The 24,472-nt window shown below is 49.4% G+C and carries 22 protein-coding genes, 1 pseudogene and 1 riboswitch; of the genes and pseudogenes, 18 read left to right on the top strand and 5 right to left on the bottom strand.

The annotated features are described in order from the left end of the window. Positions 1 to 316 precede the first annotated feature (316 nt). A pseudogene (locus BUB44_RS15840) lies at positions 317 to 968 on the bottom strand (IS3 family transposase); the annotation flags it as partial. A 210-nt stretch (positions 969 to 1,178) separates the two neighbouring features. On the opposite strand from BUB44_RS15840, the gene BUB44_RS11110 reads away from it, so the two are divergent. From BUB44_RS11110 to BUB44_RS11090, 5 genes are all read left to right on the top strand, one after another. Continuing rightward, positions 1,179 to 1,412 (top strand): transposase, encoded by a 234-nt coding sequence (locus BUB44_RS11110; RefSeq protein WP_242655962.1) that lies wholly within the window; start codon positions 1,179 to 1,181, stop codon positions 1,410 to 1,412. Between the two features lie 141 nt (positions 1,413 to 1,553). Next, entirely contained in the window at positions 1,554 to 2,378 is an 825-nt protein-coding gene (locus BUB44_RS11105; RefSeq protein ID WP_083543217.1) for a DDE-type integrase/transposase/recombinase, read from the top strand. Beyond that, positions 2,372 to 2,578 (top strand): integrase core domain-containing protein, encoded by a 207-nt coding sequence (locus BUB44_RS16120; protein ID WP_083543216.1) that lies wholly within the window; start codon positions 2,372 to 2,374, stop codon positions 2,576 to 2,578. The genes BUB44_RS11105 and BUB44_RS16120 overlap by 7 nt, the downstream gene beginning before the upstream one ends. 462 nt (positions 2,579 to 3,040) lie before the next feature. Continuing rightward, positions 3,041 to 4,585: a HEAT repeat domain-containing protein gene (locus BUB44_RS11095; RefSeq protein ID WP_131821622.1), complete on the top strand. Its 1,545-nt coding sequence runs from the start codon at positions 3,041 to 3,043 to the stop codon at positions 4,583 to 4,585. 98 nt (positions 4,586 to 4,683) lie between these two features. Next, positions 4,684 to 4,830, top strand: a complete 147-nt coding sequence (locus tag BUB44_RS11090) for a hypothetical protein (RefSeq protein ID WP_242655961.1) — start codon at positions 4,684 to 4,686, stop codon at positions 4,828 to 4,830. Here the strand turns inward: BUB44_RS11090 and BUB44_RS11085 are convergent. After that, positions 4,827 to 6,077, bottom strand: coding sequence for an L-lactate MFS transporter (locus tag BUB44_RS11085; protein ID WP_073166339.1), 1,251 nt, complete (start codon positions 6,075 to 6,077; stop codon positions 4,827 to 4,829). The two genes, BUB44_RS11090 and BUB44_RS11085, sit on opposite strands and share 4 nt — an antisense overlap. 413 nt (positions 6,078 to 6,490) lie before the next feature. On the opposite strand from BUB44_RS11085, the gene nifV reads away from it, so the two are divergent. From nifV to BUB44_RS11060, 5 genes are all read left to right on the top strand, one after another. Then, entirely contained in the window at positions 6,491 to 7,657 is a 1,167-nt protein-coding gene (gene nifV / locus BUB44_RS11080; RefSeq protein WP_051617977.1) for a homocitrate synthase, read from the top strand. A gap of 98 nt (positions 7,658 to 7,755) precedes the next feature. Further along, positions 7,756 to 8,757, top strand: a complete 1,002-nt coding sequence (locus BUB44_RS11075) for an isocitrate dehydrogenase (NAD(+)) (protein WP_073166336.1) — start codon at positions 7,756 to 7,758, stop codon at positions 8,755 to 8,757. A 146-nt stretch (positions 8,758 to 8,903) separates the two neighbouring features. After that, a complete protein-coding gene (locus BUB44_RS11070; protein ID WP_073166333.1) occupies positions 8,904 to 9,278 on the top strand; it encodes a carbohydrate-binding protein in 375 nt (124 codons plus the stop codon). A 126-nt stretch (positions 9,279 to 9,404) separates the two neighbouring features. After that, positions 9,405 to 10,652, top strand: coding sequence for a glycosyltransferase family 4 protein (locus BUB44_RS11065; protein WP_027356389.1), 1,248 nt, complete (start codon positions 9,405 to 9,407; stop codon positions 10,650 to 10,652). Between the two features lie 48 nt (positions 10,653 to 10,700). Then, a complete protein-coding gene (locus BUB44_RS11060) occupies positions 10,701 to 13,166 on the top strand; it encodes a sugar phosphate nucleotidyltransferase (protein ID WP_073166330.1) in 2,466 nt (821 codons plus the stop codon). Positions 13,167 to 13,196: 30 nt separating this feature from the next. Here the strand turns inward: BUB44_RS11060 and BUB44_RS11055 are convergent, their stop codons facing one another. Together BUB44_RS11055 and BUB44_RS11050 are read right to left on the bottom strand one after the other, a co-directional pair. Continuing rightward, on the bottom strand, positions 13,197 to 14,804 hold the full coding sequence (locus tag BUB44_RS11055) for a glycoside hydrolase family 57 protein (RefSeq protein ID WP_073166328.1): 1,608 nt from the start codon (positions 14,802 to 14,804) through the stop codon (positions 13,197 to 13,199). 18 nt (positions 14,805 to 14,822) lie between these two features. Then, positions 14,823 to 15,578, bottom strand: coding sequence for a DUF4912 domain-containing protein (locus BUB44_RS11050; protein ID WP_073166326.1), 756 nt, complete (start codon positions 15,576 to 15,578; stop codon positions 14,823 to 14,825). 249 nt (positions 15,579 to 15,827) lie between these two features. On the opposite strand from BUB44_RS11050, the gene BUB44_RS11045 reads away from it, so the two are divergent. Both BUB44_RS11045 and nth read left to right on the top strand, forming a co-directional pair. Beyond that, positions 15,828 to 16,256, top strand: coding sequence for a CoA-binding protein (locus tag BUB44_RS11045; RefSeq protein WP_073166323.1), 429 nt, complete (start codon positions 15,828 to 15,830; stop codon positions 16,254 to 16,256). Further along, a complete protein-coding gene (gene nth, locus BUB44_RS11040) occupies positions 16,253 to 16,942 on the top strand; it encodes an endonuclease III (RefSeq protein ID WP_073166321.1) in 690 nt (229 codons plus the stop codon). Before BUB44_RS11045 ends, nth begins: the two co-directional genes overlap by 4 nt. Positions 16,943 to 17,017: 75 nt before the next feature. On the opposite strand, the gene BUB44_RS11035 is transcribed toward nth, so the two are convergent. Further along, positions 17,018 to 17,644: an acetate uptake transporter family protein gene (locus BUB44_RS11035; protein ID WP_073166318.1), complete on the bottom strand. Its 627-nt coding sequence runs from the start codon at positions 17,642 to 17,644 to the stop codon at positions 17,018 to 17,020. Positions 17,645 to 18,028: 384 nt separating this feature from the next. Here BUB44_RS11035 and trmL point away from each other — a divergent pair, with 384 nt between their 5' ends. From trmL to BUB44_RS11005, 6 genes are all read left to right on the top strand, one after another. Continuing rightward, positions 18,029 to 18,490, top strand: coding sequence for a tRNA (uridine(34)/cytosine(34)/5-carboxymethylaminomethyluridine(34)-2'-O)-methyltransferase TrmL (gene trmL / locus BUB44_RS11030; RefSeq protein ID WP_083543215.1), 462 nt, complete (start codon positions 18,029 to 18,031; stop codon positions 18,488 to 18,490). Between the two features lie 115 nt (positions 18,491 to 18,605). Continuing rightward, positions 18,606 to 19,535: an AAA family ATPase gene (locus BUB44_RS11025; RefSeq protein ID WP_073166315.1), complete on the top strand. Its 930-nt coding sequence runs from the start codon at positions 18,606 to 18,608 to the stop codon at positions 19,533 to 19,535. A gap of 13 nt (positions 19,536 to 19,548) precedes the next feature. Continuing rightward, positions 19,549 to 20,952 carry a vWA domain-containing protein gene (locus BUB44_RS11020; RefSeq protein ID WP_073166313.1) on the top strand — a complete coding sequence of 468 codons (1,404 nt, stop codon included), beginning with the start codon at positions 19,549 to 19,551 and terminating at the stop codon, positions 20,950 to 20,952. 88 nt (positions 20,953 to 21,040) lie between these two features. Beyond that, positions 21,041 to 22,780, top strand: coding sequence for a sigma 54-interacting transcriptional regulator (locus BUB44_RS11015; RefSeq protein ID WP_073166310.1), 1,740 nt, complete (start codon positions 21,041 to 21,043; stop codon positions 22,778 to 22,780). 74 nt (positions 22,781 to 22,854) lie between these two features. Then, a riboswitch (TPP riboswitch) is annotated at positions 22,855 to 22,966 on the top strand. A 91-nt stretch (positions 22,967 to 23,057) separates the two neighbouring features. Continuing rightward, positions 23,058 to 23,840: a sulfide-dependent adenosine diphosphate thiazole synthase gene (locus BUB44_RS11010; protein ID WP_242655960.1), complete on the top strand. Its 783-nt coding sequence runs from the start codon at positions 23,058 to 23,060 to the stop codon at positions 23,838 to 23,840. A gap of 71 nt (positions 23,841 to 23,911) precedes the next feature. Beyond that, positions 23,912 to 24,334, top strand: coding sequence for a Fur family transcriptional regulator (locus tag BUB44_RS11005; RefSeq protein ID WP_083543213.1), 423 nt, complete (start codon positions 23,912 to 23,914; stop codon positions 24,332 to 24,334). Positions 24,335 to 24,472 lie beyond the last annotated feature (138 nt).

The raw sequence follows: 24,472 nt of genomic DNA, 5'->3' as shown, positions 1-24,472 counted from the left end.
CAAGGTGGCCGATAAAGCCAGAACGTATCCGCCGACCAGAAACCGGCCGGCCTGGTTTGCTGCCGTGTTCAGAGAAAAGTTGCTGGAAGCACGGGCGGAAATTCTGGCCCTTAAGAAAAAATATCCGTTTAACCGGTTTTGAGCGGTATTACCACCGGCTGCCTCTTTCGGGTAGCCGGTTTTTCTTTTTTGGGTTTTCGATGGAAATGCCAGCGGAATTTAAAAATTATTTTTATGATTACCGGTTTAAAATGAGAATTTCCTTTGTTCCACCAGTTGGTTGCCCCAATTTAATTTGAAGATTTTTCCCGAATCAATTTGAAAATCTACATTCGAGGTTTCTAAGCAAGTAGGGGTAAACCTTGTGTTGCTGACTGCGCTTGCTCAGGTTTGGCCCGGGATGGATACCGGCGATCCCCATTTCCCGCATATGTCGCTGTACTGCTTTACGGTTGACTTCAAAGCCCTCGCGGCGAAGCTGTGCTGTAATCCGTCTGGAACCGTAGTACGGATGTTCTGTGTAGATCTCATCAATGCGGTGTTTGACAGCGATTTCCTCTGGTGAAGGTCCCACAGGCTTGTAGTAAAGGCTTGTGCGATTAAGGCTCAAAAGTCTGGCCTGTGTTGCAATGGGAATTTCCGGGTTATCCCACTCGACCAGGGCCATGCGTTGCTCACGGGTCATGCTGGATGCCAGATTTTTTTTCAACCAGGACAGTTGTGTGGTCAGACGACCAATCTCGGCATACACGTTCTGGATTTGCTTTTCGTAATCTTTTTTCATGGCTTCTATATTCTTTTATCAAAAAGTTGGGGCAGGTATTCGAGTACTTCTTTTTCCAATTCTTTAACTGAGTGGCATGGACCACGTATTCCGATGATATCTGAGAGAGGGTTTTTTCTTCTTTGAGAATTTCCAGTACGATCTTGCTTTTGAATTCCGGCGAATATTGTTTGCGAACAGACATTTGATTCTAAAAAAACCCATTTTCACTGTCTAAAATCCTGGGTCCATTATAATAGTGGCCATGGATGCCCAAAAGGTTCACTGATAAATAGTTCGTAAAGGAGAACGCGATCTGATCTTCTACGGAAACATAGGCACTTTTTAGCCCCCTAACCATATTGGACAATTCGACCTAAATTCGTAACATTATTGATAAGGGGGTTAATCTCAGATGACTAGAAACAAGTACTCGCCAGAACTAAAAATGCAGGTTGTCAAAGAAGCCATGGAAACGGGCAACGCCTCTATTGTAGCCCGCAGGCATGAAATTTGTCCCACCCTCGTTGGTCGCTGGGTAAGAAACTATAAAAGATATGGGACATTTCACCCGGTAAAAGAACAAAATAACATGCGGGAAACCTCCTATTCTTCCAGAGAATATAAAAACAGTGGTGCAAGAAAATGAAAAGCTTAAAAAATTGTTGGGTGAAAAAGACCTGGAAATTGCCATTCTCCGTGACCTGCTAAAAAAAACCAACCCACACTTGCCGATAAAATAGAGGTTGCCAGAAAGTGGATTTCTCTGGGCTATAAAGTATCAATTGTATTGAGAATTATTGGGATTAGCCGTTCCACCTATTACTACAGTTTGCACCGGTATTCCCAACCGAAAAACCGGACCTGTACTGGCGGACGCCCCGAATCCCGTTATACTCTGACGAAGGATAACACAATTATTAGCAACGAACAGGTAAAGGAATGGATTTGTGAGCTTATCGCCGGCGAAGGTCTCACCTACGGGTATTTAAAATTAACCTACTGCTTGCGGAAAAAATTCAACCTGATAATCAATAAGAAAAAGGTTTACCGCCTCTGTAAAGAATTGGAGGTTTTACGGCCCCAAAGAAAAATCAAAAGGAAACATGCGAGAAAATTAGCCCGAAACCGGTTGGTTACTGCTTCCAACCAACTGTGGGAGGTGGACGTAAAATACGGTTATATTGCCGGGGAAGACCGTTTTTTCTTCATCATGCCCATAATTGATGTTTACGACCGCTGTATTGTGGATTACCATATTGGGCTCTCCTGTGAAGCTAAGGATGCCGTTATTACCCTCAAAAGGGCACTTTTCAAGCGGCAGTTACTTGCGGTGGAAGGAAAGCCGGTAATCCAGTCTGATAATGGACCACAGTTCATTAGCAATCTCTTTGAGGAGACATGCCTGGGGCTAAATATTGAACATGAAAGAATACCCTTTAAAACGCCGAATCTAAATGCCCACATCGAGGCCTTTCATTCGATTCTAGACTGGACTTTGACAGCGATCCCTGAAACCCTTGTCATTACTCGACTTTTCGCGTGGCACAATTTAAGGGGTCCAGGAATTGGAAGTGACCTCATTCCTACAGCCTCAAGGCTTTCTAAATTTTAGGTGTCAAAGTCAAGCTAGAGGAAGAGTGCCTGTCCTTCCACAAATTCACCAGTTACGCAGAAGCGTACAAGACGGTGGCCAGGTTTATCCGGTATTATAACACCGTTCGTATTCACTCAGCTACGCACTATTTGGCGCCGGCGGAATGTTACCAGCTTTTGAAGAAAAATCAACTGCAACTAAAGCCGGTTAAGCTATAAAAAGGCATGTTCCCTGGTGAGCCTTTGAGGGTTTTCCGGGCGGCGCCGCAGGGGTAGCCTTAACGGCCGGGAATGAATTTCTTTAAAAAAATCGTGAAAAAATCGTGAGATCGAAAGTTTGGGTCGTAAGGTTTGTGTGATTTGAATCATAATATTGGTTATTTCGACATATAATGCCGTTTTTCCAGCTTTTACCAACGCCAACCCATCACAAGGGTCTATTAATATGTATGGAACAATTTATTAGAAATCAAGTATCGAGTAGGAGGGGGCGGCTAGCCCCCGTTTTCTCATGTCACCGGACACGCGGGTCCACATCTTGGCGGTTCACCAAGATTGACGAAAACTTTGATAGCGTTCGGTTAAGCTTATCAGGCCCCGGGACTGTCTGCCCAGGGCTCTATTCATAGCCCGTGGGTCATCCCCCATGGCCCTTGCGAGTAGTTGCTAAGAAGGAAAGAAGTGTTGCTAATCATGATGAATTTAGCAGAAATCATAAAAGATTTACATCATGACAATTGGAGAGTTCGGCGGGACGCAGTTCGTGCTTTGGGACAATGGGCCGACGCACGAGTCGTTTTCCCACTGATTTCCGCTTTGGGAGATGAGGAATGGGCTGTTCGCCAAAGTGCTGTGGAAGCCCTGATTAAAATTGGCCGGACGGCTGTAGAACCATTAATCAATGCCCTCACAAGTGAAAGCTGGCGGATTAGCAGAAAAGCGGAAGAAGCATTAGTTGGTATCGGTAAGCCGGCAGTAGAGCCGCTGATCAAGATGCTAAACTGCGAGAATGTGGGTATCAAGACGAGAATAATATCTATGCTAGGCGAAATCGGCGATCCAGAGGCAGTAATGCCCCTGATTAAAGCGTTGGAAGATGACTTTTTCCGTCCGTATGCTGCAGCCGCCCTGGGAAAAATTCGTGATAAAAGAGCCGTTCCTTTTCTCATTAAGTTCAATGAAGTTACGGCTTTAGGGGAGATTGGCGACCCTAGTGCAATTCCGTTTCTTCTTACCATGCTGAAAGATGGAAGCTGGAACAATAGGTGTTTAGCGGCTGAGGCCCTGGGCAAAATCGGCAATGCGGCGGTTGGGCCTCTTGCAACTTCAATAAAGAATAAAGAGTTGAATGACCGGGGGCTGGTAGCCGCAGCCCTTGGCAAAACAGGGGCAAAAGAGGCTATTGAACCCTTAATCCAGGCATTGAAGGATAAAGATCCGGTTGTCCGGTGGCGGTCGGCCAGAGCCTTATCAGAACTGGGGCATGCGGCGGTAGGAGCATTGGTTAAGTTGCTTGAAGAAACGGATAGCGATATACGCATGCGCGTTGCCGAAATTTTAGGGAAAATAGGAGATAAGCGTGCCATTAAGCCATTGAATGAATTATTTCAAAATGATCTGCGAGAGGAAGTTAAGAAGGTTGCTGGGGAGGCTCTAAGTAAACTAATACCGGAAAGAACTTCTTCTTTGACCGGTAATAAGCTAAAACTAGAGGATGTGTTTTTTCTTACCAATCCTGGTTCGGGAAGATTTTTTAAAGCAACGATTATAAACGATATATTTGATTTCTTTGAGCTCAAGGAAGTAAATGATCTTATCCGCGGGGAAACACGACCACCAGTACCAATTCGTTGCCGCTATGTTAGCGGAAGACTGGCCCCTGAAGACTTTGTTTGGGTTGAACCCTTTTTCTGCCCTATTTCAGAACGTGTACGATCTCTTTTATTAGAGCATAAATTTACGGGGTGGAGGACTTTCCCGGTAGAACTTTATGATAAATTCGGCAAGTTAATTGAAGGTTATCATGGTCTATGCGTCACCGGGCGTGCCGGTTCGGTAGATATTTCCCGGGCACCCATTGCCGTTTTGCCTTCCGTAGTGCCCGAAGGGGAGCCGGAGATAATCAAGCAAGGTCTTTACTTTGATGAGAACACCTGGGATGGTAGTGATTTTTTCTGTCTGAAGGACCATAACGATTATTTAATCACGCGGAGGGTAAGCTTTTGACTAAAAAAGTATAATCACAGTTCTAAAGGTGGCCGCCGCTCTTTCAAGCAAAATGGGCTTTTAAGAAATCGGCCGATTTGCAACAAAAGGTCCAGGAGATGACCAGACTGGAAGAACTGGATTATGTCCTGGAGGAGCTTTTTGCCGCCACTACGTTAGAAGAGGCCCGAACTATCATCAACGACGGTGCTGGAAAATTCCTTTCTGAAATGGTAAGGGGCGGGTGGAAACCCGCCCCAATCTAGACTTTTACTGCCTGCCCGTCCGATACCGGTTTCGTGGGTGGCTTGGTGACGAAGCTGAGGATGGCGGCCACCACCAGCAGGGCGGCGGAGATCAGGTAGCTGGCATTGTAGCCGCCGGTCAGGTCCGCCGCCCGCCCAGCAATGATCGGCCCGATAAGGGCGCCGGCACCCCAGGCGGTAAAGACCAGGCCGTAGTTGATACCGGCATTTTTCAACCCGAAGTAGTCGTAAGTAGCCGACGGGAAGAGGGAAAGGTTGGCCCCGTAAGCTATCCCGGTGAGAACCGAACCAATAAACAGGGTTGCCGCACTCTTGTAGGAGGCAAACAGCAGCATGTTGGCCGCTTGAATGGCAAACACCAAAAGCATGGTGTTGGTCCGGCCCAGCCGGTCGCTCAACCATCCGGCCAGTATGCGCCCGCCGGCATTGGCTACGGCCAGCACCGCCACAAACACGAAGCCCCAGTTGATTCCCCCCTGGATCTGGGCAATCTTGGCCAGGTGGCCAATGATGAGCAGTCCCGCCGATGCTGCAAAGCAGAACATTAACCAGAGCAGGTAAAACTGGGGTGTGGCCAGCATTTCGCGGGGGCTGAAATCGTACTTGGAGCTAGCTGCTGAAGCTGCCCTGGTAGCAGGAGGCGGGCCGCCGTAAGGTACATAACCCGGGGGTGGAAAAGTAAGCACCTGAGCCAGAATCATGATTACAGCAAAGAAGATAATTCCTTCGTAAATAAAGGTCCTGGATATTCCATAATTGGTAAGGAAATATTTTGTTAGAGGGGCGGTGTAAACTGAAGCCAGGCCGAAACCGGCCACTACCAGCCCGGAGATCAATCCTTTTTTATGGGGCTGGAACCATTTTACCGCTGCCGGGGTGGGAGCGCCGTATCCAAACCCCAGGGCGGCACCGACGATAAGCCCGAAACCAATGGTTATACCCACCAGGGACTGGGTAACTCCCGAGATGATCATACCTGCTCCCGCCAGGATGCCACCAATTGTAGCAACCAGCCGGGGGCCGAACTTATCCACCATCCGGCCTGCCGGGACCATGAACAGGGCAAACATGACGCAGGCCAGGGTATAAGGGAACTGGGACTGGGTTTTGGTCCAGTTCAGCTGGTCTATCAATGCAGCGGCAAAAACGCTCCATGTGTATAGGACACCCAGGGCCAGGTTTATGCCCATACCGGCAAAGGTGACTGCCCAGGCCCGCGCTGCACTGGGCTGGTTGGGCTGATTCATAGTATGCACCTCCATTGTTTCAAATTTCTAAATTTTCAATTACTGCTTTTCACTAAACCTTTTGTTCTTTTGCCGGCCATAGCATCCCCCCTGCGGCAATACCTCCGCCTTTTTCTTTATTTTACTTTCTTTGACCGTTAGAGAACATAAATTTTCCGGCAACAGACAAAACCATAGATTGAATGGTTTTCTTTATGTTCAGATAAATAAGAATGACTTTGACAGGTTATGGCTTTCTAACCGCGGCCGGATTTTGACCGCTGGGTGTCACAGAATTGCCGCCGGGAGGAATTGCTTCGCCAGATTTAATGAACATTATAAAGAAATGCTTTTCAGTTAGCTGATTTCATGATATGATTAAATCTGTATAATTTTGTGTCGCAATGTGCTACGCTAGAACAGGGGTGAGGAAAATGAATGAAAAATTGGCAGAAAATGCGACCGGGAAAAGTGAACAGAAAAAAATAATCATAGTTGATACTACCCTGCGGGACGGCGAGCAAACGGCAGGAGTGGTCTTCGCCAACCGTGAGAAAGTACGTATAGCCAAATTATTGGATGAGATTGGCGTCCACCAGATTGAAGCGGGTATCCCCGTAATGGGCGGCGACGAGATGGAAGCCATTAAGGAGATTTGCAGGGCGGGCCTTAAAGCCAGCATAATGGGCTGGAACCGCCCGGTAATCAAAGATATCGAAGCCTCCCTGGCCTGCGGGGTAGACGCCGTGGCCATTTCTATTTCTACTTCGGATATCCACATCAAATATAAACTGCAAACCAGCCGGGAATGGGTGCTGGAGCAAATGGTGAAAGCCGTGGAATTTGCTAAAAAAGAAGGGATGTATATTTCCGTCAATGCTGAAGATGCATCCCGCAGCGATATGGACTTCCTGATCCAGTTCGCCAGGGCAGCCAAGGAGGCCGGTGCCGACCGCCTGCGTTACTGTGATACCGTGGGGATCCTGGATCCCTTTACCACTTATGAACGGATCCAGACCATACTTAAGAATGTAGATATAGATATAGAGATGCATACACACAATGACTTTGGTATGGCCACCGCCAATGCCCTGGCCGGCGTGAGAGCCGGTGCTACCCATGTGGGGGTTACTGTGATCGGCCTGGGTGAGCGGGCAGGAAATGCTGCCCTCGAGGAAGTGGTCATGGCGCTAAAACACCTGATGGGTATCGATCTTGGGTTTAAAACTGAAATGTTCCGGGAAATTGCTGAATATGTATCGCGGGCTTCCGGGCGGGAGCTGCCGGCCTGGAAGGCCATTGTAGGTTCCAACATGTTTGCCCATGAATCGGGTATTCACGCCGATGGCGCTTTGAAGAACCCGAAAACTTATGAGGCTTTCCAGCCGGAAGAGGTGGGTCTGGAGCGCCAGATAGTTATCGGCAAACACTCCGGCACGGCAGCTTTGAAGGCCAAGTTTGCCGAGTATGGTATTCATTTAAGTGAGTTTCGCGCCCAGGAACTTCTGGCCAAGGTTCGCTCCTACTGTGTGGCTTTAAAGCGGCCTCTTTTTGACAAGGAGCTCATGTATATTTATGAAGATTATTTTGGAAAGAACTGATGGATCCCATTATGAAACGGGTCCATCCTTTAACTGGTGGATTATCCGGCAGGATTGACGAAAAAGTAGAGGGACTATACCTGGGAGGTTGCCGAGCAGTGGCACATAAAGTAACCTTAATTCCCGGTGATGGCGTGGGTCCTGAAATAGCCCGGGCCGCACGCCGGGTTATCGATGCCAGCGGGGTAAATATCGAATGGGAAGTGGTTGAAACCGGGGAAGCTTTAATTCCCCGGTATGGTACTCCTTTACCGGAATATGTGCTGGAGTCCATCCGCAGGAACCGGGTGGCTCTTAAGGGTCCAATTACCACTCCTGTGGGCGGCGGTTTCCGGAGTGTCAATGTCACTCTGCGCCAGGAACTAAACCTTTACGCCAACGTGCGCCCTGCCCGCACCATGCCGGGGATTAATACCCGTTACCAGAATGTGGACCTGGTGGTGGTAAGGGAAAACACGGAAGATCTTTATGCGGGCATTGAACACCGGGTGGGCGACGATGCGGCAGAAAGTATTAAAATCATTACCCGCCGGGCATCGGAACGTATTGTACGCTTTGCCTTTGATCTGGCACGCAAACAGGGACGGAAAAAAGTAACTGCTGTTCACAAGGCCAATATAATGAAGTTAACGGACGGCCTTTTCCTGGAATGCGCCAGAAAGGTGGCCGGCGAGTACCCGGATATCGTTTTTGAAGATATGATCGTGGACGCCATGTGTATGAAACTGGTCCAGTCCCCTGAAAACTACGATGTTCTTGTGTTACCTAACCTTTATGGTGATATTGTCAGCGATCTCTGTGCCGGCCTGGTGGGCGGGCTTGGTATCGCCCCGGGGGCAAATATCGGCCGGGATGTAGCTGTATTTGAACCCGTCCACGGCAGTGCTCCCAAGCATGCCGGCAAGAATCGCATTAATCCCCTGGCCATGATTTTATCCGGGGTTATGATGCTGCAGCATCTGGGCGAAAATGAACCCGCTGAGCGCATATACTCGGCCGTGCTGGCCGTACTGCGTGAAGGGAAAACACTGACTTATGACCTGGGGGGCAGCGCCAGCACCAGTGAAATGGCCGACGCTATTATAAGCAAGATGCAGTAATAAATTACCATATTAAAGGTGCCGGAAGCCAGCTATCGCTGGTTTCCGGCTTTTTTTATTGCCAATGCATAAAAATTTTCGGCCGGCATAATAATAAGCCTGTGGCCTGATTCCGCGTTTACCGTTACAGCCAGGAGGTGATGTTCTTGGCACACCCGAGCAATTTCGGTGAAGGTGAAGGGCGACTGAAAGCCATGCATGATGCTGACTTTCCCGATGGGGTTGTGGTGGATCCCACTCCGATAACAGCATACGATGAGATTACGGTATTTTACAATGGGCTGCTGGCCAAAAGCGGCACCGAACAGGTTTACCTGCATGTAGGATTCGGGGACCCCCGTAACTGGCACAACGTTCAGGATTTACGTATGTCCCGCACCGGCTGGGGTTTTGTAAAAACGCTGGAAATGCCCGATGAAAGCCGTTTCAATTTTTGTTTCCGGGACAATGCCTATAACTGGGATAACAATAACGGGCTCAACTGGAGCTTTGAAATCCATAACGGCCAGCGCAATATTTGACCTCCAGGAGAAAAGCTTAAAGGTTCCCGCTGATTTTAACCATGCCCTGAATCCCTACCGCCGGAGCCCGGTAGGGATTTCATTTTAATTAAAAAGCAAATAACAAACCGGGGAGGGAAAAGCTTTTTGCGTATCCTGATGCTTTCATGGGAATACCCGCCCCGATCTGTGGGGGGGCTGGCCCAGCATGTTTACGACCTGTCCAGTGCCCTTGCGGGAATCGGGGAAGAGGTGCATGTGCTCACCTGTGGTGCTCCGGGTGTTCCCGATTACGAGCAGGTTAACGGTGTACACGTGCATCGCTTTCAAAACTACCAGATATCTGCCCCCCATTTTGTTACCTGGGTTGCTCAGCTGAACATAGCCATGCTGGAACGGGCCATACCGCTTTTTTCCGAACTGGGAGGAGTGCATATCATTCATGCCCATGACTGGCTGGTGGCATATGCAGCCCGGGCTTTAAAACATGCCTGGCGGCTGCCCCTGGTGGCCACCATTCATGCCACCGAATATGGCCGCAATTGCGGCCTGCATAACGACATCCAGCGACATATCAGTGATATAGAATGGTGGCTGACTTACGAGGCCTGGAAGGTAATCTGCTGCAGCCAGTACATGAAAAATGAAGTGCGCCATGTTTTTCAGGTGCCGGAAGATAAGATCCAGGTTATCGTAAATGGGGTTAATCCGGCCAATTTCAGCACCCGGACCATAAGGGTAACCAGGGATCAATTTGCTGCTCCCGACGAGAGCATTGTTTTTTATGTGGGACGCCTGGTACGGGAAAAAGGTGTACAGGTCCTTCTGGATGCTGCTCCGCAAATTTTAAGCCGGCACCCGCAAACCAAATTCATTATCGCGGGTAAAGGCCCTTACGCAGAGGAGCTGCACCGGCAGGCCGTTAACCTGGGAATAGCCCAGCGGGTTTATTTTACCGGATATATTGATGATGAAGTGCGCAATACTCTTTACAGCTGGGCCGACGTGGCTGTTTTCCCGAGCCTTTATGAGCCCTTTGGCATTGTCGCCCTGGAGGGTATGGCCGCCAAAACCCCGGTGGTGGTGGCAGATACCGGTGGTTTGAGCGAAATAGTGGAACATGGAGTGGACGGGCTGAAATTTTATCCCGGTAACAGCCGTTCCCTGGCTGATATGATCGTCTGGTTGTTAAAGGACCGCCAGCTGGCCCAAAATCTGCGCCAGCGAGCTTACCGCAAGGTTCTGGAAAAATTCAACTGGCACGATATCGCCCAGGCCACCAGGCGGGTATACCAGCAGGTCTGGAATGAATACCGCCGCGTTCCCTGGTATGGTCCCTATTCGCGCGGTAATCGTTTATTTTCTCGCATGTCCAGGCTTTTTGCCCGGGCCTGACCGGGTAAAAGAGCGGTTTATAAAATCTTTAGAATTAGGAGGGATTTAATGAAAGCAGTCATTATGGCCGGGGGAGAAGGTTCTCGCCTTCGTCCTCTTACCTGTAACCGGCCCAAACCAATGGTTCCACTGGCCAACCGGCCCATGATGTGGCATATAGTAAACCTGCTAAAAGCCCATGGTTTCACCGAGGTGGCAGTGACCCTGCAGTACATGCCGGAAGCCATCCGAGATTACTTCGGCAGTGGCGCGCGGTATGGAATTAATATGCAGTATTTTATTGAAGATTCACCCCTGGGTACTGCTGGCAGTGTAAAGAATGCCCAGGATTTTCTGGATGAAACCTTCCTGGTAATTAGCGGGGATGCCCTCACCGATCTGGATTTGTCCCGGGCTGTCGAATTTCACCGCCAGCGGGGGGCCATGGCTACCATTGTGCTCACCCGGGTCAGCTGTCCCCTGGAATACGGTGTGGTTATTACCACGCCGGAGGGGCGCATTGTCCAGTTCCTTGAAAAACCTGCCTGGGGGGAGGTCTTCAGTGATACAGTCAATACAGGAATTTATATCCTGGAGCCTGAGGTTTTGGAGTACATAGAAGCCGGGCGTATGGTTGACTTCAGCAAGGATCTTTTTCCCTTACTGTTAGGGGAAAAGAAACCCTTATTTGGGGTAGTACTTCCCGGCTACTGGTGTGATATAGGCAATCTGCAGCAGTATTTGCATGCTCACCAGGATGTTCTTTCGGGTCGCGTTAAAATTACCATGCCGGGCAGGGAACTGCAGCCGGGGGTCTGGGCAGGCGACGGGGTTGATATCAGCACCAGCGCCCGTATTCAAGGTCCTGTCCTGATAGGGGACGGTTGTTATGTTGGACCCGGGGCGGTAATTGAGCCTTTCAGTGTCCTGGGAAATGGCTGCCTGATCCAGGAAAGGGCTTCTATAAAGCGCAGCGTTCTATGGAATAACGTTTATATAGGAGCGGGATCTGCTCTCCGGGGGGCTATCCTGGCCAGCCGGGTGCAGGTACGGGCTGGCGCTGCGGTCTATGAAGGAGCAGTAATAGGTAGCGATTCGATAATTCAGGAACGCAGTGTCATAAAGCCGGACGTAAAATTATGGCCCAGCAAACTGGTGGAAAGCGGTACCGTGGTTCAGAACAGTCTGGTATGGGGTACGCGCTGCCCTAAGAAAATCTTCGGCCTTGAAGGCATTAGCGGGCTGGTAAATGTGGAACTGACACCGGAATTTGCCTGCCGGGTGGGGGCGGCCTTTGCCTCGGCCATGGGGAGACGGGGGGTACGGCTGGCTGTCAGTAGCGATGCTTCTCCGGCTTCACAAATGATTAAAAATGCCCTGATCTGTGGTTTACAGTCGGCCGGTGCACAGGTGGTGGAGCTGGGTACCGGAATTACCCCCATGCACCGCTTTGCAGTGCGCCAGCTGGATCTGGCTGGAGGGGTACATGTTAAACTTTCCTCTTATCGTCCTGAACAAGTAACTCTCGTTTTTCTTAACGACAAAGGAGGAAATATTTCCCGCAGTATGGAGCGAAAGGTAGAAAACCTGCTTATGCGGGAAGACTTTTACCGGGCTGAACCACAGGCCATACTTCCTCCCGAGTTCGCCTGTACCATTGGCGAAAGTTATCTTGAAGCCCTGGTACGGGATCTCGACCGGGCTGCGCTGGAGAAGGCGCAATTCCGGCTGGTAGTAGCCTGCGACCAGAATAATCTGGGCCAGTATCTAAAGGATTTAACGGGGAGACTGGGCGTTTATGTGGAGAACCTGGACCTGCCGGGGGGTATGACTTTCCATAAAAACAACTACCAGGAAATTCTGTCCATTTTAGGCCGGCGGGTACCGGAAACTGGTGCTGCCGCTGGAGCATTCCTGGATGCCAACGGCGACCGGTTGGTACTGGTAGACGAACGGGGCCGGGTGATCCAGGATAACCTGCTCACCGCCCTGTTAGCACTGATAACTCTCAAGGCACGGGGAGGGCCGGTGGTGGTCCCGGTTACAGCACCCCGGGCGGTTGATGCGCTGGCTGAAAAGTATCGGGGACAGGTCATTCGGACCAAAACAGCAATTTGTGATTTTGTAGAAAAAGTCCTGGGGCAGGGCGAATTTCAATTTTTACTTAATTTTGATGCCCTGGGAGCCCTGACCCGTATTCTGGAGTTTACTGCTAAGAAGAGAAAAACCCTGGGCGAGCTGGTTGATGAGATTCCGGTCTTTTTTATGGACCAGAAGGAAGTACCGGTACCCTGGGAGGCAAAAGGCAGGGTTATCCGTCGCCTCATAGAAGATCCCCCTGCGGCACAGATGGAATTGCTGGATGGGGTGAAGGTCTTTCATCCCCAGGGATGGGCGCTGGTGCTCCCCGACCCCGATGAACCGGTTTGCCGGATATTCACTGAAGGGGCGACCATGGAAATTGCCCGCTCCTTAAGCGATTTTTATATTGATAAAATTAGTAAAATTGCAGGTTCCGTTGAAGCTACCGGATAAAAAAAATTCCCGCTTTTGGCGGGGATTTTTTTATCCGGCAACCATCATGTCTTCCTTTCTGGTACGGTACCAGGCGTAATCGATGTCGGGGAAAATATTGTTGGCGTATTCCAGCCAGGATAACCAGCCCTCATCTATACGCTGTCCCTTAATTTCTTCATACAGGCGCAGAAAATTGGACAGGTGTGTTTTGGTTCGTCTTACCGCATAATCAACCATCGTGCCCGTGCTCATTATAAAAGCCCAGTCACTTCCCTGTGCCAGAAGCAGTTCCCGGGCCGCCTGGTTTAAAGCCCTGCGCAGGACCCCCTGTGCATTATGATACATATTGGCCAGCTCAACCATCCTGGAAGCGGCCATGTGTAAATGACGGTAAATCCAGTCGTTGGCCTGGCACAGCCAGACTTCATTGTATCCCTTATTCCCCCAGCTGGATGGGCAGGGCCTGGCCACCTGGTTACAGGGGAAACGCTGCAGGTAGTCGCCGGGAGTAATCAACTCCACCATATCCTGATCAAAATGGATTTTTCGGATGAGAAATTCAAGCCACAGGGGACCTTCAAACCACCAGTGGCCAAAAAGTTCCGCATCATATGGCGCTACAATTATGGGCGGCCTGTCCATATGCTGGCTAAGATATTTAATCTGCAGTTCCCGGTTAAACATAAAATTTCCCGCGTGAATAGCGGCTTTTTCCCGTGCCCAATCCGGTACATAGGGTTCTTTATGGTTTGTCCGTCCGGTAATGCGGTAGTATTTGATGCCGGTATGTACCCTTATACCGTCAGGGTGAATATAGGGCTTGATATAATCATAATCCAGGTCGAAGCCAATATCACGGTAAAATTCCCGGTAATCAAAATCACCGGGGTAACCTTCCTGGGCGCTCCAGACCTGCTTGGAAGACTCCACATCCCGGCCGAAGGCGGCTATTCCCGAAGGGCAGTAGATGGGCGCAAAAACACCGTAACGGGGGCGATGGGAAGCAAATAAAACACCATGGGTGTCGGTAAAGAAATAACGGATACCGAATTCTTTAAGAAAACGATCAATGCCCGGTCCATAGGCACACTCGGGTAGCCAGAGTCCCCGGGGAGGTGCACCAAAATGCCGACGGTGCAGGTCCACGGCTACGGCAATTTGTGCCCTTACTGCTTCTGGATTAATCATGAGCAGGGGCAGGTAACCATGGGTGGCCGCGCAGGTAATAACCTCCAGACGGCCCAACTCCTGAAAGCGCCGGAATCCCTGAACCAGGTTGCGGCCATAAACATGATGATAGGTATGGGCAATTTCCCGGAACATTTTCTGGTACATTAACGCGGTTTCATGAAAGGGAGTGTTTCGTGTGCGTTCTACTTCTTTATCTGCCAGTTCCATTAATTGCCCCAGATGGCGTGAATAACGTTCCTGCAGTAAAGGATCGGTTAACATGGAAACCAGCGTGGGCGAAAGGGAGATGGTAAGGCGAAAGGGTATACCATCCCTCACCAGACGTTCGAATACGTGCAGGAGGGGTACATAGGTTTCGGTAATGGCTTCATACAGCCACCGTTCTTCCAGGAAATGTTCATGTTCCGGGTGGCGCACAAAGGGTAAATGGGCATGCAAGACCAGGGCCAGGTATCCTTTGGCCATCTTTAGCCGGTTCCTCCTTTAAACCTTAATTTTTGCCTCTGATTCCGGCACCGGAGGTCCAAATCCGGGAGAACTTATCCCCAGGGGAACCACTGCTACCCGGCCTGCTGCTTCATGGATCAGCATGGGTGAGCTGACACCAAACTGGAACCGATAGGACCTGTATACTTCTTCGATCCACATCCATTCTTCATCCAGGCATTCTGAAAGGGTTGACCTGGGGGTGGTTACCACATTGGAACGCAGAAGAGTTATAAAACGCCCATCGGGAAACATGCGGCCCAGGTCCACGCAGAAGGAACGGTTGGGTTGACCTACGGGTATGTGCCAGTTGTCCACTTCTTCCGGGACGTTAATATCCACGAAACTGTTGGCATTGGATCCGTTAAAAGCAACCCCCGTAACATCATAAACCCTTAAAACTGGACGGGTAATATTCCATGCCCGTGGTCCGTAAGTAGCATTAAATTCTTCCTGACGGGTGGCAGTTATCTCCCAGTAGGCATAGAGCCAGTATGGGTCCCGGACCATAAGTACCAGGCGATCCACCCCGTAGCGGGCGGGTAATTCAGGGACCGGCGGTGGTGACGGTTCGGCTGCTGAAGGGACAGGTAAAGCCAGTTCTTCAGCAACCTCTTCGGTAAAAAGGGGGGGGATGAATTTTTCCGTGGGTTCCGCTTTTTGGACCGCTTTGCGCCGGGGAATCCATAAAAAAATAACCAGCAACAGGACCACCAGGGCGATCCCGAAAAAGAGCGGAGCTACAGCGCTCATGGAAGAACCTCCTTTTAGCGTAGATAACACCGGTGCAGGAGTGGGTGAAAAAGAAAGGGGCGTATAAAAGCTTTTTTTATTATTGCCCTGGTGCCGGGATTTATGAACTTAAAATGAGTATGAACTGCATAAATTTTCATCTTAAGTTTTTTCTTTATTCCTTTTGCTTGTTTAAACTTATTTCAAAAGAAGGCCAAACTTAAGATATAATTAATAATTAGATCAGTGCATAAAAGTGAGGTGGCTTTTGTGTTAGAAAACCCCGGTGATACCGTTATCAGGGAGATACTGGCAAAGAGCCGGCGAATAGCTGTGGTTGGCCTGTCCAGCAAGCCGGAAAAAGACAGCTACCGGGTGGCCAGTTATATGAAGGAGCATGGATACGAAATTATACCGGTTAACCCCGGAATCAGTGAAACCCTGGGTGAAAAAGCTTACCCGGAACTCCGGGCCATACCATATCCCGTAGACATAGTTAATGTCTTCCGGCGGCCAGAAGAGGTCCCGCAGGTTATTGAAGCCGTACTGGAACTTAACTTCCAGCCGGTAATCTGGCTGCAACTGGGTGTAGTACACCTGGAGGCTGCCCGGAAAGCACGTGCCCATGGACTGACGGTGGTCATGGACCGCTGCTTGATGGTGGAGCACCGTCGCCTGCTGGGGGATAACAGCCGTTGACAGGTTCTTTTTTAAAAAACCTGCGGGAAGAAAAAACAAACGGGGCGGCCCGGGTGGAAGAAATTCTGGCTGTATTATCCCGGACTTACCCCGATGCGGGAACAGCTCTTCGTTTTGAAACGCCCTTTCAACTACTGGTGGCAGCCATGCTTTCTGCTCAAACTACGGACCGGCAGGTTAATAAAATTACGGAAAAACTTTTTAAACGTTATCGTGAACCCCGGGATTTCGCCTTATTAACTCCTGAAGAACTGGCCCGGGAAATTAAAGGGTGTGGGTTATACAGGAGTAAAAGCAAGCACATCATAGCTGCCAGTCGCATACTGGTGGAAAAATATAACTCCCAGGTTCCTCAAAATCTGGCAGAGCTGGAGCTTCTTCCTGGAGTAGGCCGTAAAACCGCTAATGTGGTGCTGAATGTGGCCTTTGGTCAGCCCACCCTTCCGGTGGATACCCACGTCTTTAGGGTCAGTCACCGTCTGGGCCTGGCCCGGGCCAGAACTCCCGAAAAAACCGAAGAAGAATTGCTGGCCATTATTCCGGAAAATGCCCGCCGGGCGTTTCACCACCAGCTTATCGCCCATGGACGGGTTATCTGCACCGCCCGCCGCCCCCGGTGCAGCAACTGCCCCCTGGCCTATTTATGCCCCAGCAGGAGTATACAGGAAAAGAGGGTTACCACCTGAACAAGCTTTATCATGGTGCATGGCCAGATAAAAACTCCCGCTCAAAAAGCGGGAGTCTTATAGGGCATAACTCGTTTAATGTTGCTGGCTTGATGCCGGCAGTTGTACGGGTTTTATAATTGGCCCGGGGAAAGGAACCACTGTGCGTCCATAAGCGGTATTTAAAATTACAGCCATGGCTGTATAAAGACCAAATATACCTGCCAGCAACAATAAGTTACCTGCCAGGGGCAGTAAGGTTCGGGTAATAACACCCATGTCAGCCAGGGCAATGATAAGTATGGCAGGATCGAGGGCTATTACCACTGCCATCAGGGTAAGTGGCGATTTAAAGTAAGCGGGTGTCCAGGTGATTAAGGCAATACCCAGGGCAAGCCAGGCCCAGCCATCGATGCGGGCATCAATTTTCCAGCCGTTAACAGCAGCGAAGAACTTAAAAATTAGTTCCAGGCCGGTAACCAGCATGAAAAAGGCAGAGAAAAAGGTGAAAACGTTGCCACCGGTGGTATTACCTTCCTTTAACTCGATTAATCCCACACTGAGTTGAATGACAAATCCTCCCAAAAGCCAGATTCCCAGCAGGGGGGTTGCGCTGTGGTCAACTTTACCGGTAAAAACCGCGTAGAAAGTGAAACAGGCCATGGCCAGGGCAACCAGCCCGGCAGGGCCAGGATTGGCCCAATCGTGTCCTTTTGCCGACATTTAACTTCCTCCTCCGGGTAATTTGGTGTTGGGGTACAAAGCAGCAGAAATAATGGTCTAAGACACCTTGTGATTTCTTTTTCTTAAAATCTGATTTCACCTCCTTCTGCGTTTCTGCAATAAAATAACTGCTGCCAGAGATTTATTGCAAAAATGATGTCAATATTCCCAGCTTTCAGATAAGTGGTTATATTTTGACGGGAATGGCTTAAACAAAAACACAAGCGGCAGGGAGGGATTTAATGTTTTCCGGAAATGATGGCTATGGAACGGCACATGTCAAGTTTTATAAACACAACTGGAGTTTTTCAGAAACACCGGGGAAAGGTAAACTATAAGAAGTATATTTAAATTGAATACTTAAATTTGAAGGAGCCGATTTCAGTGCATGTTGTTCTGGTTGAGCCCGAAATTCCTGCCAATACTGGTAACATTGCCCGTACCTGTGCAGCCACCGGTACCATCCTCCACCTGGTTCGTCCTCTGGGCTTTTCCACTGATGACAGGCATCTAAAAAGGGCCGGGCTGGACTACTGGTACCTGGTGGAGATACATTATCACGATTCTTTCGAAGAAGTTCGCCGCATGTACCCCCGGAATCGCTTTTATTTTTTGACTACCCGCGGCATACGCTTTTATAATGAAGTAGAATATGGACCGGATGATTTTCTGGTGTTCGGCAAGGAAACCAGGGGGTTGCCTGCTGATTTAATTTCTGCCAACCGGGAATTCACCCTGCGTATTCCCATGCGGGAAGGTTCTACCCGTTCTTTAAATCTGGCCAATTCTGTAGCCCTGGTCCTGTATGAGGCTTTGCGCCAGCAAGGATTTCCCGGCCTCAGGTAAACAGCCCTCCATTCGCGAAAATTATGTAATTTCTAAAAAATTTCTGAAGGATTTTATTTTCCCCGGAACGAATACTATTGTTTACACCTGGTTTTATTGAAGAAAGGAGAAGCTTATGGATTTAACTATAGAAAGCCTTCAAGAAAGGCTGGAAACCCAGGGTTATATATGCGATCAGGATCTGGTGCTCACCCTTTACCTGTCTTTAAAACTGGCCAAGCCCCTGCTGGTTGAGGGGGCTCCCGGCGTGGGAAAAACTGAGGTGGCTAAAGCCCTTGCAGGAGCTTTGAATACGGACTTAATCCGGCTGCAGTGTTATGAAGGATTGGACGAGAACCGTGCCCTTTACGAGTGGAACTACCAGCGGCAGTTGCTGAAAATTGAAATTGCCCGGGGTACCTGTGAACCCTCTGCCCTGGAAAAAGATCTTTTTGATATGGAATATCTTCTGGAAAGGCCTCTTTTAAAGGCCATCCGGGCAGACAAGCGAGTTGTTTTATTAATTGACGAAATTGATAAAACCGACCCGGAATTTGAAGCCTTTCTATTTGAACTCCTGTCCGATTTTCAGGTATCCATACCGGAACTGGGTACTATCAAAGCCAGGCAGATACCGGCGGTAGTTTTAACCAGCAATGGTGAAAGAGAATTATCCGACGGGTTGAAGCGGCGGTGTATTTACCTGTACATTGATTATCCCACGGTGGAAAAGGAAGCGCGTATTTTACAGGTTAAAGTACCCCAGGCCCGCAAGGAACTGGTGTACCAGGTGGTCCAGGCGGTGAATTTCATCCGCTCGCAGTTGAATTTGAAAAAGAAACCATCCATTGCCGAAACCCTGGACTGGGCCCGTGCCCTGGTGGCCATGCATGCTGACGCCCTGACTCCCGAAATTGTTGGGCAGACATTAAATCTAATCCTGAAGAATCGTGATGATCAGGAGATGTTAAAGAGGGAGATAGGGTTAAGGGGGCTGGTGGAAAAAAGCCTGGGTACAAAGGGTGATGAAGGAACCTGCTGTCAGTGCATTCACCATCACCGTTAGCGGAGGGAACAGGATGGGTATCAATCCGGTTACCGGGGTGGCAGGCCGTGAAGAAAAGGGCGAGAATACCCTGCACCATAACCTGGTACGTTTTACTCATATTTTGCGCCACCTGGGAATGCGGGTGAGTATGGCCGAAACACTGGATGCCTACCGTGCTTTAACACTGGTGGACCTGAAATCCAGGGAAAAGGTAAAAGCTGCGCTGCGAGCGGTGCTGGTTAAAAAAGCTCCTGACCGTCAGATTTTTGACCTGGCTTTTGAGCGTTTCTTTGTTCCTCCGGAAGACAAAGAGCAGCAGTACCTGTTGAGAAGACAGCAGGAAGAAAAGGAGAGGCAACGCCTGGCAAAGGCCAGGGAAAAACTGGAGCAGGTTCTTTCTCCCTGGTCCATGGAAATTAAATTTAACCAGGAGGATATTCAAACTTTTGTACGGATGCCCCTTCAAGAGCAAAAGCGTTTAACGGATTTTATCAGACGGATGCGGGGGAATCCGGTGAATAGCCCGGGAGAGCTGATCGCCCGGGTCATGCAGTCAGCACTTAATTACTGGCGTTATTACCTGCTGAAAACACAGGGGGAAGAAGCCAGGAGGCAGCTGGAGGCAGAGCTCACCGGGGAAACGGAATTGGATGATGTCATTTCCGGAGTAGCTGCCGATTTTTACCGGGACCCTGATGATCAGCTGCTTTACCAGGACATGCAACATATAGGCCTTGCTGAGGTGGAAAAGTATACTTTAACCCTGGAACGCTTGTCCAGGCACCTGGCCAACCGGCTTTCCCGCCGTTACCGGCAGAGCAGCCGCAGGCAAAAGCTGGATATGCGGAGGACGATACGTCGTAATATCGCCTACGGTGGTTCTCCTCTTAAATTATGTTACAGGTCCCGGCGACGGCATAAGCTCAGGTTGATCCTGATTTGTGACGTATCTGCTTCCATGGCCCGTTACGCCCGGTTTATACTCCAGTTCATTTACGGTTTAAGCAATGCAGTGCAATATATAGAAAGTTTTGTTTTTTCCGAAGACATGGAACGAATCACCCCTCATTTCCGGAAAAATGAGGATTTTGTGACGGTAATGACGGACCTTGTAAATGCCAGCCAGCAGTGGGGGAAGACAACGGATTTTAATACAGCTTTAAAAACTTTTCATGTTCAGTGGGGTAACCTGCTGACTGCTGATACCCTGGTAATAATCGTTAGTGATACCAAGACCATTACCCCCCGGGAAGCAGCCCGTGAACTGGCTGCTTTACGGGAAAAAGTACGGGACATCCTGTGGTTGAACCCCGTCCCTGCCAGGCAATGGTCCAACCTGCCGGGTGTAGAGGTTTTTTTGCCCCATGTACGTATGTTTGAATGTTATTCCCTGCATCAACTGGAGTCAATTCTGCACCAGCAGTTATTAAAGTAAGAACCGGTAGGCTGAATTTGTTTATAGAACAGTTAAAAATTTGTATTTATAATATAATCCCGGTTACAGGTGGGGGAGGTGCAGGATTTTGGCACTTAATAAAATTAATAAGCTGGAGAGGAGTTTTTTAGCTGATGAATTATCAATTTTTAATTCCGTATATAACCTGGTGGTTGCTGTAGATTATCAGGGGCGGGTGATTATTTTCAACCCCACCAGTGAACGGGTTTTTAATTATCCAGCCGAAAAAGCCCTGGGACGTCACATCAGGGAGGTTATTCCCTTTACCGGGCTCCCCAAGGTGCTGCAAACGGGAAAGCCGCACATCGGGCGTAAATTTGTAGTCGGTAATGCCCTTTACGTAGTTAACCGTACGCCTATTATTCGCAATAATACCATAGTTGGTGCCATTGGCGTGGCCCAGGAAATAACGGAATTGCAACATCTTGCCCAGGAGCTCAAAGAGGTGAAAGAAATAAATGACTTATTGGAAAGTATCTTCCACAGTACCCGGGAGGGCTATCTCGCCATCACCAATGAGGGCCGTATATTAATGCTCAACCAGCCCATGGCTGAGCTGCTGGGCGTTAGCATCGATTCAGCTGTCGGACGGCATATTCGTGATATAGTCCACGATAAACGCCTGCCCCAAATTCTCTGGACCGGTAGATTCCAGTACGGGGAACTGGTTCGTATCCAGGGTAGGGAAACGGTGGTCATGCGTATGCCCCTTTATAACCAGGGCAGGCTGGTGGGTGCGGTGAGCAAGGTTATTTTTCAGGATGTGGAGCAGTTGCTGGCCCTGGCAGAAAATATCAGCTCCCAGAGACGAAATTTCTCCTGCCATCCCACAACATCTGGCGACAGCCACAGCGCCCGCTATACTGTGGACAGCTTGATTGGTAATAGTAAAGTTATTACCCGGCTCAGGGAAACCGTAAGCCGGGTGGCTCAAGGACCTTCTACTGTATTAATTCGTGGAGAAAGTGGCACGGGTAAAGAACTGGTGGCCCATGCCCTTCATGCCAATTCTCCCCGTCATAAAGGACCCTTTATTAAAGTTAACTGTGCGGCTGTACCTGAAAACCTTCTGGAATCGGAACTTTTTGGTTATCAGGAAGGCGCTTTTACTGGAGCCCGGAAAGGCGGGCAGGTCGGCAAGTTCGAACTGGCCAACGGGGGAACTATTTTCCTGGATGAGATTGGAGATATGCCCCTGCCCATGCAGGCCAAAATATTGCGTGTCCTGCAGGAGAAGGAGATAGAACGCCTGGGAGACAGCCGTCCCCGCCCCGTGGATGTGAGGGTGGTGGCAGCTACCAACCGCGATCTGGAGGAGCTCATCAGGCAGGGACGCTTCCGGGAAGACCTTTACTACCGTTTGAACGTGGTTTCCATTTATATTCCACCCCTGCGGGAAAGGATTGATGATATTCCCCTGCTGGTTAATCATTTTATCCAAAAATTTAATTGTGAGTTTGGTGTTATTGTGCAGGATGTATCGCCGGAAGTTCTGGAGGTATTCTGCAACTACCACTGGCCGGGTAATGTACGGGAACTGGAAAACGTACTGGAGAGGGCCTTTAACCTCGTGGATGGAAATACTATAGAACTTAAACATTTGCCGCCTTACCTTCAGCAGGCAAGCCAGGGCAAAAAGAGAAACCTGTTCAACCACACGCTGGCTACATTATTGCAAGAAGTAGAAAAAGAGGCCCTCCTGGAGGCCCTGGCTGCAGCTGGCGGTAATAAAATGCAGGCAGCCAGGAATCTCGGTATATCCAGGGCCTGGTTATACAAAAAGATAAAACAGTACGGGATTAAATGAAAAACTGGAGAAGGAAATTCCTTTAAGTTGTCGAATTATATGGCTATAGTTCTGGCAGCTGCCATGAAAATGTATATTTGACAACGGGGAGCTCCTGTTAGGGGCTGAGAAAGGGCTAGTGAGCACCTGACCCGCTAAACCTGCTCGGGGTAATGCCCGCGAAGGGAAAAAGCCTGTTGGTATTCCTGTAATGGCGCATCCTTTCCGTGGGTGCGCTGTTTTATTTAATCGGGCTATATAATGGCAGATGAGACCAGGTTTAAGGAGTGTTGTGTTTATGATGCACCTTGAAGATGTGGTTATTTCCAAAGCTATAATTTCGAGATACCAGGAGGAATTGCTGGAAGCCCTGGAGTCTGATGTTGCGGTGGTGGGTGGAGGTCCTTCAGGGCTGGTGGCTGCTTATTACCTGGCCCGGGCCAACAAGAAAGTAGTTCTTTTTGAGCGTAAGCTGAGTATCGGTGGCGGCATGTGGGGTGGAGGAATGATGTTCAATCAGATTGTGATTCAGGATGAAGCTCTGCCCCTGCTCGAGGAATTTAAAATCTCTTACAGGGTATTTGAAGAAGGATATTATACGGCCAGTTCCGTAGAAGCAGTTGCCGCCCTGACCCTGGGTGCAGTACGGGCCGGTGCAAAAATCTTTAATTTAATTTCTGTAGAAGACATCATGGTAAGGGATAACCGTGTTGCCGGGCTGGTCATTAACTGGACCCCTGTTGACCTGGGTCGCCTGCATGTGGATCCCCTGACGGTACAATCTTCCTACGTTATTGACTGCACCGGGCACGATGCTCAGGTGGCCGGCATGATAGTTAAAAAAATGGGAGCGGTTTTAAAAACCACAACCGGTACGCTGGAAGGAGAGAAGCCCATGTGGGCAGCACGTGGTGAAATGGCTACCGTTGCCAATACCCGTGAAGTTTACCCCGGGCTGATAGTTGCAGGCATGGCAGCCAATGCGGTTTGTGGTGGCCACCGTATGGGGCCCGTGTTTGGTGGAATGCTCCTGTCCGGACAGCGAGCGGCCAGGATTATTCTCGAGGGAGATAAAACTTGACATAAAAAAAGAAAAGGATATATATTAAAGCTATAAAAGTAGCTGTTATTAAATAGAGGGGGTGAGCTGTTGTGATTAAGCCCAGGCGTATGACCAAGCAAAAAAAGTTGATCCTGGAAATCCTGCGTAACACCAACACTCACCCCACAGCCGATTGGATTTATGAACAGGCCCGCAAGCAGATCCCGGACATCAGTCTGGGTACGGTTTATCGCAATTTAAATAACCTCAAACAGGCTGGAGAAATTATGGAACTTAATTATGGCAGTACGTTCAGCCGTTTCGATGGTAATCCTCAAAATCATTACCATTTTGTCTGTGACGGGTGCGGGCGTATTTTCGATCTCGATCTCCCACTGATGAATAATCTGGAGGAGAAAGTGAGCAACCTCACGGGTATGCAGGTTACGCGCCACCGGCTGGAATTTTACGGGTATTGCCGTGAATGCCAGGCAAAATCTGAAAAAGAAAAACAGCAGCCGGATGAGGTATAAACCGAAACCATCATGTCTGGCAACCAGAGGGGGGCCTGAGCGGGCTACCCCCTTTTTCTGTCTCTTTGGGGCAGGATTTATTATAAATTTAAACGAATGAAAAAAGATAAAGCCAGGATTCAGGGGTGTAAAAATAAA

This window comes from Desulfofundulus australicus DSM 11792 (assembly GCF_900129285.1).
In the GTDB taxonomy this organism is placed as follows: domain Bacteria; phylum Bacillota; class Desulfotomaculia; order Desulfotomaculales; family Desulfovirgulaceae; genus Desulfofundulus; species Desulfofundulus australicus.
The sequence above is the reverse complement of the archived record's forward strand: the minus strand, read 5'-3'. Positions and strand labels throughout refer to the sequence as shown.

What these genes read in the sequence shown, in the direction of transcription:
- BUB44_RS11110 (WP_242655962.1), top strand. Translation starts at nt 1,179, where the DNA reads ATGACTAGAAACAAGTACTCGCCAGAACTAAAAATGCAGGTTGTCAAA.
- BUB44_RS11090 (WP_242655961.1), top strand. Translation starts at nt 4,684, where the DNA reads ATGACCAGACTGGAAGAACTGGATTATGTCCTGGAGGAGCTTTTTGCC.
- BUB44_RS11085 (WP_073166339.1), bottom strand. Translation starts at nt 6,077, where the DNA reads ATGAATCAGCCCAACCAGCCCAGTGCAGCGCGGGCCTGGGCAGTCACC.
- nifV (WP_051617977.1), top strand. Translation starts at nt 6,491, where the DNA reads ATGAATGAAAAATTGGCAGAAAATGCGACCGGGAAAAGTGAACAGAAA.
- BUB44_RS11060 (WP_073166330.1), top strand. Translation starts at nt 10,701, where the DNA reads ATGAAAGCAGTCATTATGGCCGGGGGAGAAGGTTCTCGCCTTCGTCCT.
- BUB44_RS11055 (WP_073166328.1), bottom strand. Translation starts at nt 14,804, where the DNA reads ATGGCCAAAGGATACCTGGCCCTGGTCTTGCATGCCCATTTACCCTTT.
- BUB44_RS11050 (WP_073166326.1), bottom strand. Translation starts at nt 15,578, where the DNA reads ATGAGCGCTGTAGCTCCGCTCTTTTTCGGGATCGCCCTGGTGGTCCTG.
- BUB44_RS11035 (WP_073166318.1), bottom strand. Translation starts at nt 17,644, where the DNA reads ATGTCGGCAAAAGGACACGATTGGGCCAATCCTGGCCCTGCCGGGCTG.
- BUB44_RS11025 (WP_073166315.1), top strand. Translation starts at nt 18,606, where the DNA reads ATGGATTTAACTATAGAAAGCCTTCAAGAAAGGCTGGAAACCCAGGGT.
- BUB44_RS11020 (WP_073166313.1), top strand. Translation starts at nt 19,549, where the DNA reads ATGGGTATCAATCCGGTTACCGGGGTGGCAGGCCGTGAAGAAAAGGGC.
- BUB44_RS11010 (WP_242655960.1), top strand. Translation starts at nt 23,058, where the DNA reads ATGATGCACCTTGAAGATGTGGTTATTTCCAAAGCTATAATTTCGAGA.